Source organism: Solwaraspora sp. WMMA2080, assembly GCF_027497395.1.
Lineage (GTDB): Bacteria > Actinomycetota > Actinomycetes > Mycobacteriales > Micromonosporaceae > Micromonospora_E.
The window spans coordinates 2,177,395-2,189,501 of record NZ_CP114910.1 but is presented as its reverse complement, the minus strand read 5'-3'; the positions used below and the strand labels follow the sequence as shown (position 1 = coordinate 2,189,501).

Below are 12,107 nucleotides of genomic sequence, written 5' to 3'. Positions count from 1 at the left end.
GTGTTGCCGAGGTGCGCCGCCGACATCCGGTCCCGGGACTGCAAGGCGGGCCCGGCGTGGTGCCGGGCCCGCCGCGTCGTGGTGTGGTGTGGGTTTCGGTCAGCGTTGGAGGGTGAGGACGCCGGGGCGGTAGGCTACGGCACCGCCGAGCAGGTCCGCGAGCAGCGCCAACGCGCCCTCGACGCCGCCCACGCCGCCCATCCGGACCGGTTCACCCGCCGGCCACGCGCACCACGGCTACCCGACCAGGCCTGGATCAACCAGCCAACCCAGCAGGCACAAACCGTCTCAATTTGACTTGACAACTACCGTTTGGTGCCGGGGTCGGCGGCGCGGGCGGCGCGGAAGGCGGCTTCGATCCAGTCGTTGCCGGTGCGTTGGAGGTTGGAGTTGCGGCGGGCGCCGGAGTTGCCGTGGTTGAGCATGGCCTGGCGGAGGGCGTTGCCTTCCATCTGTTGCATCCAGCCGGGTTGCTGGGAGTGCCAGGCGAGGGTGTGGCCGCGGACGGCCATGCCGCGGGAGATGGCGTGGTTGACGATCCGGTCGCCGTTGGTGAAGGTGAACTGGTTCTGTTGTGGTTCGGTGGCGTCGAGTTTCAACTCGTTCTCGGCGGTGACACTGTTGAACTCCCGGTTGAGGATGTTCACGTACGTCGAGTCGCCGAGTTTGTTGGCAGCGACGGCGGTGCCGAAGTAGCGGCCGGACTGGGCGGCGGCCGCCCCCAGGGTGCTTTCGGCCGCGCTGGCGAGATTCGGCATCAACGACACGGTCAGGACTACGACAAGTGCGGCGATGCCGGATGCCCAGAGCGTTCGAAACCGACGTCGGGCAGGACGGGTCTGGGAGATCATGCTGATCCTCCGACAGGGAAGTAGGACAATCTGTCACTCTTCAGGTGAGAGCTGCCCAGCGGCGATGCGTATCCGTGGTCAGCAGGGACGGTTGATGACGCTCAGTTGGACGGTCGGCCACCCAGGTGGCGACGGAGAGTGTCGATCTCTGTCTGCGTCGGGCACCTGAGCAAGTTGGCGAGTCGGCGCGGGCGTTCGGGCACCTGGTGCTGAGGCGCCAAGTTGATGAATCGGGCATATCGGCATTCTTTATGAACATGTCCTCCAAGAGCAGTTGGTGTTGGCATTAACGCATCGATCGACTCATATCGATATTCAGAAAACTTGCGGTTGGCGAGCGGTAGTTTCCGGCCATGACTGCTCGTGGTCGCGGTGGACGGTCGGCGGCCGTTTGAGGTGGCGGCGGGGTGGCCGGCTCATCTCGCGGCCCTGTTGTCGCCGCTATGTCCCGACCCACCGTCGTCTCGCGGGTCCGATGCGCCTTGACGAACCCACTCGAGTTCCCGGAAATGTTGCGGACAGCTCTTCAATGGTGACCGGTGGGGTCGTGGGTGCCGGTATCGGTGCCCAGCGTCAACGGGGTACGACTCGACTAGTTTGTGATTCATACCCGCCGCTTCACGCAGGCTTAACGCGGGCCTGCGCAGGGTGGGACCGGACGGGTGAAGGAGGTCGCGGTGCGGGTACTGGTGGTCGAGGACGAGCGCAACCTCGCCGACGCTATCGTCCGTGGGCTGCGTCGACAGGGCATGGCGGTCGACGTGGCGTACGACGGCTCCGCCGGACACGAGATGGCCTTCGTGACCCGCTACGACGTGGTGGTGCTCGACCGCGACCTGCCCGGTGTGCACGGTGACCAGATCTGCGCGGACCTGGTCAGCTCCGGCGCTCTCACCCGGGTGCTGATGCTGACCGCCAGCGGCACCGTCGCCGACCGGGTCGAAGGTCTGCAGTTGGGCGCCGACGACTACCTGCCGAAGCCGTTCGCGTTCACCGAGCTCGTCGCCCGGGTGCAGGCCCTCGGCCGGCGGGCCACCCCGGCGGCCCCGCCAGTGCTAACCGTCGCCGACCTGACCGTCGACCCCGCCCGCCGGCTGGCCACCCGGGACGGCCAGCCGGTCGATCTCACCCGCAAGGAGTTCGGCGTGTTGGAGGAGCTGGTCAAGGCGCGCGGGGCGGTGGTGTCCAGCGAGGAGCTGCTGGAGCGGGTCTGGGACGCCAACACCGATCCGTTCACCACCACCGTACGGGTGACGGTGATGACACTGCGTCGCAAGCTCGGGGAACCCCCGCTTATCGAGACCGTGGTCGGGGCCGGGTACCGCGTGACCGGGCCGGAGCCGCGTGACGAGGCGTACCAGTGAACCGGCTGCCCGGATTTGCTGCCCCGGCGGCGTCGGTGGTGGACCCGAGGCGTCGACGCTGGCCGACGCTGCGCATGCCCCGGCCGACCCTGCGGCTGCGGCTCACTCTGTTCAACGCTGTCCTGCTGGTCGGCTCGCTGGCCGTCTTCGTACTGCTCGCCTGGCTGCTGGTCACCGACGCGCTGCGACCGGCGGACCAGCTCGTGCCGGGGACCACCGTGGTGCTCGCCGACGGTCGCGAGATGGACGCGGCAGCCTGGCAGGACGGGATCGTCGAGCGGGCGTCCCGTGAGCTGCTGGCCAAGGCGCTGGTCGCGCTGCTGGCGATCAGCGTGGTCGGGGTGGTCGGTGCGTACGCCGTCGTCGGCCGGGCGCTGCGTCCGCTGCAGCAGGTGACGTCGACCGCCCGGCGGCTCGGCGAACAGACCCTGGATCAGCGGATCGGCTACTCCGGCACCGGTGACGAGGTGGCTGAGCTCGCCGCGACCTTCGACGACATGCTGGACCGGCTCAGCGCGTCGTTCGAGGCCCAGAAGCGGTTTGTTGCCAACGCCTCCCACGAGCTGCGTACCCCGCTGGCGGTGATGCGCACCGAGATCGACGTGACGATGGCCGACGACACCGCCGACCTGGCCGAGTACAGGCGGATGGCGACGGTGGTCCGGGACGCCTCGGAGCGGGCCAACGGGCTGTTCGACGCGTTGCTGGTGCTGGCCAGCAGCGAGGCGCAGTCCGGGCGGCGGCTGGTCCGTAAGGTGCCCCGGGACCTGGCTGAGGGGGTCTGTGCGGCGTTGTCGGCCGTGCAGGCCGAGACCCGCCGGCTCAAGCTGGACGTCCGTACCGCCCTGGACCCGGCGGTGGTGATCGGCGACCCCAGCCTGCTGGACCGGTTGGCCGGCAATCTGATCGAGAACGCGGTGCGCTACAACCACCTGCACGGTCGGCTGTGGGTGCGGACCGGCAGCCACGGGTCGCACGTCTACCTGCTGGTCGGCAACACCGGCTTCGAGGTGGACCAGGCTGACGTGCCGGGCCTGTTCGAGCCGTTCCGCCGGGGTGGCCGGGAACGGACCGGGGCGCGCGGCTCCGGCCTGGGCCTGTCGATCGTACGGGCGGTGGCCGACGCGCACGGCGGTACGGTGTCCGCCGTGTCCCAACCCGGGGGCGGCCTTGAAGTCACCTTGATGTTGCCCGCTGCTGACACGCCACTGCAGGTGGCCGCCTCACCGGTACGTCGGAACTGACCTGCCGCCGCGCCCTGACCCTGCGGCCCGCTTGCTGAGGCCCGGTGTCAGCAATGTTCACTTCACTCCATCGGTTTGACTTTGGGTTCGATGAATATGTTTTGTCGGAACCGGCCATGTGAATCATCTTCTCGAATTAACATGTGTTGCGGTGCCGGTCAGTCGTTTGGGACGAAATGGTCGGTTGGTGGAGTCGGTAGTCGTGGAAATTGCATCGAGGTGAAGATGTTGGTCGGCTTTGCTGACAAATTTTGTGTCTAGCCAAGGCGGTTGGGGCTGTCATACCATTGAATTGGCGCCGGATCGGGTGGGAGAAATAGGTCGCGTCGATGACTGAGGTGTATCGACTCCGATGCGGTTGTCCAGTTGGGTTGACCTACCGGAGAGAATCCGGGCAAACGAAAGGAGATCCGATGCCCGACGTCGATCTTGGACTCGCAACGGATTGGGACGAGGGTGACACTCACGGACGCATCCGGCTCCGGCAGAACCAGGTCTACGAGAGCTCGCCCAAGAAGGACGTCCTGATCAGTTCGCCGGTCAGTATCGAGCTTTCGGTCAACACGAACTACTCGACCTCGCAGGAAGCGGACAAGATCTTCTTCACGACCCATCACGGGAGCCAAAAGAAGATCATTGCGGTTCTCGACTCGGCTGGTAATCTGTACATCGCCGGCCGGGTGATCGAGGGTCAGACGAACTTGTCCTACAAGTAGGTCTGGAATTTGTCCTGCAGTTAGGCAAGCTCAGGCGGCAAGCGGGATGTCGAGCCGAACTTCGGCCTCGACATCCCGCTCCGTTTTGTCCGGTCAATCGGCTGGGCTGCTGGCCACCCCGGCGGGTAGGAACCGCCGGCCGGTCACCCGCTGCGCGGTGCCGGTCCGGTCCAGGTACGGGGTGATCCCGCCGAGGTGGAACGGCCACCCCGCGCCGAGGATCATGCACAGGTCGATGTCCTGTGGTTCGGCGACCACACCCTCGTCGAGCATCAGCCGGGCCTCCTGCGCCAACGCGTCGAGGGCCCGTTGCCGGACCTGCTCGGCGGTCAACGGCTGCGACCCGACCTCCAACAGCTTGCCGATCTCGGGGTTGATCTCGTCGTCCACCATCAGCGGCAGCCCGGACTCGGCGATCCGCCGCAGGTTGTCGCTGACCGTGAACCGGTCCGGGTACGCGGCGTGCAACGTACCACCGACATGGTGGGCCACCGGCGGGCCGACCAGTTGCAGCAGGGCCAGCGGCCGCATCGGCAGGCCGAGCGGGTCCAGCGCGGCGTCGGCGACCTCCGGCGGCGTGCCGGCGTCCACTGCCGCGAAGATCTCGCCGAGGAACCGGGTGAGCAGCCGATTGACCACGAACGCCGGGGCGTCCGACACCAGCACGCAGGACTTGCGCAGCTGCTTGCCGACGGCGAACGCGGTGGCCAGAGTCGCGTCGTCGGTCCGCTCCCCGCGGACGATCTCCAGCAGGGGCAGGACGGCGACCGGGTTGAAGAAGTGGAAGCCGACCACCCGTTCGGGGTGAGCCAGGTCGGCGGCCATGTCGGAGACGGACAGCGACGAGGTGTTGGTGGCCAGGATCGTCTCGGGGCCGACGATCGCCTCGACCTCGGCCCACACCTGCTTCTTGACCTTGAGGTCCTCGAAGACGGCCTCGATGACGAAATCGGCGTCGGCGAAGGCGCTCTTGTCGACCGACCCGCTCACCTGCGCCAGCAGCTTCGCCGCCGTACCGGTGTCCATCCGGCCCTTGCCGACCTGCTTTTCGATCTCGGAGTGCACGTAGCTCAGTCCGGCGTCCACCCGGGCCTGGTCCAGATCGGTGAGCACCACCGGCACCTGCAGTCGGCGGGCGAACAGCAGCGCCAGCTGGGAAGCCATCAGCCCGGCCCCGACGACGCCGACCTTGGTGACCGGCCGGGCCAGGTCCGCCGAGGGGGCGCCGGCCGGCCGCTTGGCGCGTCGCTGGACCAGGTCGAACGCGTACAGCCCGCTGCGCAGCTCCTCGGACAGGATCAGGTCGGCGAGGGCCTCGTCCTCGGCGGCCGTGCCGTCGGTGAACGGGGTCTCCTTGGCCAGCGCGAGCAGGTCGAGGGCCCGGTAGGCGGCCGGTACCGCGCCGTGCAGCCGCTGGTCGAGCAGCTGGCGGGCGAAGTAGAGCACCCCGTCCCACATGTCCCGGTCGACCTCCGGGCGGTCGACGGTGACCTCGCCGGTGACCACGCCAGCCGCCCACTGCAGGGACCGCTCCAGGAAATCGGCCGGTTCGAGCAGGATGTCGGCGATGCCCATCTCCGCGGCCTGCTTCGGCTTGAGCATCTTGTTCTGGGTCAACGGGTTTTGGATGATCACCTGCGCGGCGGCCGGGATGCCGATCAGGTTCGGCAGCAACTGGGTGCCTCCCCAGCCCGGTACCAGACCGAGGGACACCTCCGGCAGGGCCAGCGGACCGGCTCCGCCGGACAGTGTCCGGTAGTGGCAGTGCAGGGCGAGTTCCAGCCCGCCACCCATCGCGGCACCGTTGACGAACGCGAAGGTCGGCACCGCGCTGTCGCGTAGCCGGGCGAAGATCCGGTGGCCCGTCCGGCCGATCTCCAGCGCCTGCTCACGGTCGACGAGCTGCGGCATCGCGGTGAGGTCGGCGCCGACGCAGAAGACGTACGGCTTGCCGGTGACCGCCACGAAGGCCGGCTCGCCGGCCAGCGCCTCGGTGATCGCCGCGTCCAGGCCGGCCAGCCCGGTCGGCCCGAGGGTGTTGGGTTTGCGGTGGTCCAGGCCGTTGTCCAGGGTGATCAGCGCGGCGGGCCGGTCCAGTCCGGGTACGTTCACCTGCCGGACCAGCGCCCGGGTGACCACCTCGTCGGGGTTGTGCAGCATCAGTTCTCGTCTCCCTGCTGTGCCGGGCCGGTCCAGGCCGGGTTCTCCCAGATGACCGAGCCGCCCATGCCGATGCCGATACACATCGCGGTCAGCCCGTAGCGCACCTCGGGATGTTCGGCGAACTGCCGGGCCAGCTGGGTCATCAGTCGTACGCCGGAGGAGGCCAGCGGGTGCCCGATGGCGATGGCGCCACCCCACGGGTTGACCCGCGGGTCGTCGGCGTCGACGCCGAAGTGGTCGAGGAAGGCCAGCACCTGGACGGCGAAGGCCTCGTTCAGCTCGAACAGGCCGATGTCGTCGATGCCCAGCCCGGCAAGCCGCAGAGCCTTCTCAGTCGCCGGGATCGGGCCGACACCCATCACCTCCGGTTCGACGCCGACGAAGCCGTACGAGACCAGCCGCATCGCCACCGGTAGCCCCAGCTCGCGGGCCACGTCCTCGGCGGCGATCACGCTGGCGGTCGCACCGTCGTTGAGCCCGGCGGCGTTGCCGGCGGTGACCCGCCCGTGCGGCCGGAACGGGGTCTTGAGGGTGGCCAGCTTCTCCAGCGACGTCTCCCGGGGCGCCTCGTCGACGACTGCCAGCCCCCAGCCGGCCTCCGGGTCGCGGACCGCCACCGGGACCAGGTCCGGCTGCAGCTTGCCGTTGGCGTACGCCTTGGCGGTCTTGACCTGGGAGGCGAGGGCAAAGGCGTCGGCGCGCGCCTTGGTGACGCCGGGCATCCGGTCGTGCAGGTTCTCTGCGGTCGCGCCCATGATCAGCGCGGACGGGTCGACCAGCTTCTCGGCGAGGATGCGCGGGTTGGGGTCGACGCCTTCGCCCATCGGATGCCGGCCCATGTGTTCGACGCCGCCGGCGATCGCCACGTCGTAGGCACCCATCGCGATGCCGCCGGCTACCGAGGTGACCGCGGTCATCGCGCCGGCGCACATCCGGTCGATGGCGAAGCCGGGCACCGTCTTGGGTAGCCCGGCCAGCAGCGCGGCGGTGCGACCGATGGTCAGTCCCTGGTCGCCGGTCTGGGTGGTCGCCGCGATGGCTACCTCCTCGACCCGGTCGGGGGGTAGTTGCGGGTTGCGCCGCAGCAGTTCACGGATGCAGCGGATGACGAGGTCGTCGGCGCGGGTGTGGGCGTACATCCCGCCGGCCTTGCCGAACGGGGTGCGGACGCCGTCGACGAAGACGACGTCCCGGACTTCACGCGGCACGATGGGGCCTCCTTGCCGGCCTGGGTACGCGGGGCAGACTTCCATGCTACTTGTCGGTAACAATCGTCGACCGGTGGCCCGGGTGTGGCCCGGGCCACACCCGGGCCACCGGTCGGGGGTCGCCTCCGGCGGAGCGCTCGACCCGGCTCCGGTACCGTGATGTCAATCGTGCGCCACCGCCCGCACCGGACATTCGCGACCCGCCGGACGGGCGACCGACGACCAACCCAGACGGACGACAATCCAACAGAGGAGACACGGTGAAGGTTCTGATCGCCGGAGGCGCGGGCTTCATCGGCAGTACGATCGCCTCCGCATGCCTCGACGACGGCATTGAGCCGGTGGTGCTGGACAATCTGGTCACCGGGCGGATCGAGTTCACCCGCGACCGGATCTTCTACCAGGGCGACATCGCCGACGGTGCCCTGATCGACCGGATCTTCGCCGAACACCCGGACATCAGCGCGGTGGTGCACGCCGCGGCGCTGATCGTAGTGCCCGAATCGGTCGCCGAACCGCTGCGCTACTACCGGGAGAACGTCGCGAAGTCGATCGACTTCATCGACCACGTGGCCCGCAACGGAGCCGAGCGGTACCTGTTCAGCTCCTCTGCGTCGATCTACCGGCCGGGTGAAGACTTCTCCGTCGACGAGTCCTCACCGCTCGAGCCGACCAGTCCGTACGCGCGGACCAAAGCGGTGATGGAGACGCTGCTCGCCGACTGCGCCGCCGCCATGCCGCTGCGGGCGCTGTCGCTGCGCTACTTCAACCCGATCGGCGCCGACCCGCAGCTGCGTACCGGCCTGCAGATCCGCCAGCCCACCCACGTCCTCGGCAAGCTGATCACCGCCGTGCAGACCGGGGCCGAGTTCGCCATCACCGGGGTTGACTGGCCCACCCGCGACGGCTCGGGAATCCGAGACTTCATCCACGTCTGGGACCTGGCCCGGGCACACGTGCAGGCGCTGCGCCACTTCGACGAGATTCTGCCGGTCGGCGCCGACCGGCGCTACGAGGTGCTCAACCTCGGCACCGGCGACGGCACCACGGTGCGTGAGTTCGTCGAGGCCTTCCGCTCCGTGGTCGACCAGCCGCTGCGGGTCCGGGAGACCGGGCCCCGCCCCGGTGACGCCGCCGGCTCGTACACCCGCAGCGTCCGGGCGCGTCGGCTGCTCGACTGGAAGCCCGAGCTGTCCATCGCCGACGGCATCCGGCACTCCCTGGCCTGGTCGGCGCGGCGGGACCAGGTGCTCGACGACTGAGTCCGGCGTCCGGCCGCGTCCACGGCGGCCCTGATCGCGACGCTTCCTGGGACCCGCCGCAGCGGTCTACCGCGGCGGGTCCCGCAGCGCCGCGCTCAGCTCCGCCACGATCAACGACACCTGCCAGGTACGGGCACCGAACCCCTGCAGCGTCGCCGCCACCGACTCGTCGCTGATCTTCTCCGGCGGAGTCCAGGCGAGCCGGCGGACCGAGTCCGGCGCGATCAGGTTCTCCGGCGGTAGCAGGTTCGCCGCGGCCGTCCGGATCACCACTTCCCGGCACCGGGCCAACCGTGCCGCGGCCGCCGGGTCCCGTTCCGCCCAGCGGTGCGGCGGGGGAGGGCCGTCGACCGCAGGCGTGGTCGGCAGGGCGTCGTCGGGCAGGGCGCGGGCGACGTCCAGCGCGTCCAGCCAGATCCGCGCCAAGCGCCGGACCGAGCGGCCGTTGAAACCAGGCAACGCCAGCAGGGCCCGCTCGTCCCGGGGATCGAGTTCGGCCGCCGCGATGATCGCCGAATCCGGCAGCACCCGGCCCGGTGCCGAATCGCGGCGGGCGGCGACGTCGTCCCTGGCCTGCCACAACGCGCGTACCCGGGCCTGGGCCCGCGCTCCGCGTACCCGGTGAATGCCGGAGGTCCGCCGCCACGGCTCCGGCCGTACCCGGGTCGGCTGGCTGCCCCAGGCGACCAGGGCGGCGAACTCCTCGGCAGCCCATTGCTGCTTGCCCTGGCGTTCCAACTCCAGGGCGAGTACGTCCCGCAGCTCGACCAGCAGTTCGACGTCGAGCGCCGCGTAGGTCAGCCACGACTCCGGTAGCGGGCGGGTCGACCAGTCGGCGGCGGAGTGATGCTTCTCCAGCGAGAAGCCGAGCAGTGCCTCGGTCAGCGCGGCCAGCCCCACCCGCTCGTAGCCGGCCAGCCGGGCGGCCAACTCGGTGTCGAACAACCGGCGTGGGCGCAGCCCGACATCGGCCAGGCAGGGCAGATCCTGGCTGGCGGCGTGCAGCACCCATTCGGCATCGGCGATCGCGGCGTCGAGCGTGCCCAGGTCGGGCAGCGGCAGCGGGTCGATCAGCGCGGTACCGGCACCCGCCCGGCGTAGCTGCACCAGATAGGCGCGTTGGGTGTAGCGGTATCCGGAGGCGCGTTCGGCGTCGATGGCGACCGGACCGGAGCCGGCAGCGAATCGGGCAACGGCCTCGGCGAGAGCGTCGTCGTCGGCCACCGGTGCAGGGGTGCCGTCGCGGGGAGCGGTCAGCGCAACGGGCCCGCCGGGCGAGGAGTCGGACCCCACGACATCGGACGCCGGCGGCTGCGCCAGCGGGTGGTGCGGCTCGCTCCCTGCTGGGCGTTGCGCGGTCCGACGGCGCAGGGGGGATTCGTCGGTCACCTGGCAACCCTAGTGCCCGGCCCGGTGCCGGCTGCACAAGGTGTCACCGGCGCGTCGGCTCCGGGCCGGTCGAGTTGACCGGCGACACCCCGGTTATGTGTCCAACGGGTGGCAATCGTGTGATCACCGGGCGAGAGGTGACGACAAATACCGTACTGCCCGGTACGGTCGTATCGCCGCTCAGCGGCAGGTGGGCCGGCTGCCGCGTTGAAGGAGAGGCTGCCACGACATGACCAGTGGGTACGACGATCCGCGCTCCGTTGCTGTCCCGGACATTCCGGGCCCGCGACATGACGCTCCGGAGGCGCATACGCTACCGGCGGCCCATACCGCCGAGGACGCCCATGCCGCCGAGGAGACCCATGTAGCGAGCGAGCCGCCCCCTGCTCCCGACGCGCCGACGCCCTGGGCGACCTCGGACCGTCCGGGCTCGTGGGCGCCGCCGGCCGACCAGCTTCGCCGGGTCACCCCGGTCCGGCGGGGGTGGCCAGGGGCGACTGCGCTGCTGCTGGTCCTGCTTCTGGCCGGCCTGGCGGGTTTCCAGACGCACCAGATCCGTCAGTTGACCACCCGACTGGCCGAGGTCGACCAGCGGCTGGCCCGGGCGCAGGGAGCCGATTCCGACCGCTTCGAGTTGGTCGAGGCGCGCGCCGCCGAGTTGGAACGGCAGGTCGGCGCGGCCTTCGACCCGGAGGCGATCGCCACGGCGGTGCTGCCCAGCGTCTTTCGGGTCAGCGCCGGGCGGTTCACCGGCACGGCCTTCGCGGTGGGCGAGTCAGCCGACGGCGGCACCAATCTGCTGACCAACTACCACGTCGTCGAGCCCAGCTATCTGGCCGGCAACCGGCGCGTCTTTCTCGAGCGCGACGGTGAACGGATCGAGGCGGCGGTCGTCGCGGTTGACGAGGACAGCGACGTGGCGCAGCTGCGGACCGACCGCTCGTTCCCCGGCCTGCCGCCAGCTCCCGACGAGGTCAAGTCCGGTCAGCAGATCGTAGTGGTCGGGGCTCCGCTCGGGCTCGTCGACTCGGTGACCACCGGGGTGGTCAGCGCGTTGCGGGATGCCGACGACAGCACCGGCCCGGTCATCCAGTTCGACGCTCCGATCAACCCCGGCAACTCGGGCGGGCCGGTGATCAACAGCGGCAAACAGGTGGTGGGCATCGCCACCGCGAAGGCCCGCGACGCCGAGGGGATCGGGCTGGCTGTGCCGATCCGTACCGCCTGCGACGTGTTCGAGATCTGCTGATCGCGTCAGGTGGTGCCGGTCGGCCGCCGCCGGCCCGGCAGCACCGTCACCCCCGGCGGCGGCAGACCGGCGGTCGACGCCAGCAGGTCACACCAGGCCCTCAGGTGGGCGTCGAGCCCGGTGGTCGACGGCGTCCACGAAGCGCGGATCTCGATGTCGCCGCCCGCAGGTGGGCCAGCCAGCTCGCCGAAGCGGGTGGAGCAGGTCTGCGTCACCGTGCCGCCCAGGGCACCGTAGGCGGCCTCGTGGACGTCCAACGCATCGGTCAACCAGGTCCAGCCGACGGTCGGCAGCAGCGGGTCCGCGACCAGGTCAACCTCCAGGTCGGCGGTGACGTACGTCACCAGGCGCAGGGTGCCCTGCCAGGCGTCGTGTCCGTCCGGGTCGTGCAGCAGGACCAACCGTCCGGTGGCCACCTCCTCCGAGCCGCGCAGCACCGTGGCGCTCAACGCGAACGCGTACGGGGCCAGCCGCTGAGGGGCACCGACCTCCTCGATCTGGATCTCCTCCCGAGGGGTCACCGCGCGCAGTCCGGCGACGGCGCGGTGGAACGCCTCGGGCAACGCGGTAAGGGGGGCCATGGCCAAAAGCCTAGGCTGCGGTCCGACCAGATGGGGATCGGCGCGCCGGGCCCGGCAGCGGTGACCGCGACGGCAGCGCT

9 protein-coding genes and 1 pseudogene are annotated in these 12,107 nt (G+C 69.9%); 5 read left to right on the top strand and 5 right to left on the bottom strand.

Annotation, left to right across the window (positions count from 1 at the left end):
- Positions 1-311: 311 nt before the first annotated feature.
- Positions 312-851 (bottom strand): annotated as a pseudogene (locus O7543_RS09945) (endo-1,4-beta-xylanase); the annotation flags it as partial.
- A 677-nt stretch (positions 852-1,528) separates the two neighbouring features.
- Between O7543_RS09945 and O7543_RS09940 the strand changes: the two are divergent.
- From O7543_RS09940 to O7543_RS09930, 3 genes are all read left to right on the top strand, one after another.
- A complete protein-coding gene (locus O7543_RS09940; RefSeq protein ID WP_281554084.1) occupies positions 1,529-2,215 on the top strand; it encodes a response regulator transcription factor in 687 nt (228 codons plus the stop codon).
- A 74-nt stretch (positions 2,216-2,289) separates the two neighbouring features.
- Entirely contained in the window at positions 2,290-3,459 is a 1,170-nt protein-coding gene (locus O7543_RS09935; protein ID WP_281555521.1) for a HAMP domain-containing sensor histidine kinase, read from the top strand.
- Between the two features lie 413 nt (positions 3,460-3,872).
- On the top strand, positions 3,873-4,175 hold the full coding sequence (locus O7543_RS09930; protein ID WP_281554085.1) for a DUF6342 family protein: 303 nt from the start codon (positions 3,873-3,875) through the stop codon (positions 4,173-4,175).
- A gap of 93 nt (positions 4,176-4,268) precedes the next feature.
- On the opposite strand, the gene O7543_RS09925 is transcribed toward O7543_RS09930, so the two are convergent.
- A complete protein-coding gene (locus O7543_RS09925; protein ID WP_281555522.1) occupies positions 4,269-6,338 on the bottom strand; it encodes a 3-hydroxyacyl-CoA dehydrogenase NAD-binding domain-containing protein in 2,070 nt (689 codons plus the stop codon).
- Positions 6,335-7,546, bottom strand: coding sequence for a thiolase family protein (locus O7543_RS09920; RefSeq protein WP_281554086.1), 1,212 nt, complete (start codon positions 7,544-7,546; stop codon positions 6,335-6,337). Before O7543_RS09920 ends, O7543_RS09925 begins: the two co-directional genes overlap by 4 nt.
- Positions 7,547-7,806: 260 nt before the next feature.
- On the opposite strand from O7543_RS09920, the gene galE reads away from it, so the two are divergent.
- Entirely contained in the window at positions 7,807-8,808 is a 1,002-nt protein-coding gene (gene galE, locus O7543_RS09915; RefSeq protein ID WP_281554087.1) for a UDP-glucose 4-epimerase GalE, read from the top strand.
- 66 nt (positions 8,809-8,874) lie between these two features.
- On the opposite strand, the gene O7543_RS09910 is transcribed toward galE, so the two are convergent.
- Positions 8,875-10,179, bottom strand: a complete 1,305-nt coding sequence (locus O7543_RS09910) for an HRDC domain-containing protein (protein WP_281555523.1) — start codon at positions 10,177-10,179, stop codon at positions 8,875-8,877.
- 247 nt (positions 10,180-10,426) lie between these two features.
- Here O7543_RS09910 and O7543_RS09905 point away from each other — a divergent pair, with 247 nt between their 5' ends.
- Positions 10,427-11,446 (top strand): S1C family serine protease, encoded by a 1,020-nt coding sequence (locus O7543_RS09905; protein ID WP_281554088.1) that lies wholly within the window; start codon positions 10,427-10,429, stop codon positions 11,444-11,446.
- A gap of 5 nt (positions 11,447-11,451) precedes the next feature.
- On the opposite strand, the gene O7543_RS09900 is transcribed toward O7543_RS09905, so the two are convergent.
- Entirely contained in the window at positions 11,452-12,027 is a 576-nt protein-coding gene (locus tag O7543_RS09900) for a DUF3000 domain-containing protein (RefSeq protein ID WP_281554089.1), read from the bottom strand.
- Positions 12,028-12,107 lie beyond the last annotated feature (80 nt).

Bases quoted from the DNA above. Each gene is read 5' to 3' on its own strand.
- O7543_RS09935 (WP_281555521.1), top strand. From the start codon at position 2,290: ATGCCCCGGCCGACCCTGCGGCTGCGGCTCACTCTGTTCAACGCTGTC.
- O7543_RS09930 (WP_281554085.1), top strand. From the start codon at position 3,873: ATGCCCGACGTCGATCTTGGACTCGCAACGGATTGGGACGAGGGTGAC.
- O7543_RS09900 (WP_281554089.1), bottom strand. From the start codon at position 12,027: ATGGCCCCCCTTACCGCGTTGCCCGAGGCGTTCCACCGCGCCGTCGCC.
- O7543_RS09905 (WP_281554088.1), top strand. From the start codon at position 10,427: ATGACCAGTGGGTACGACGATCCGCGCTCCGTTGCTGTCCCGGACATT.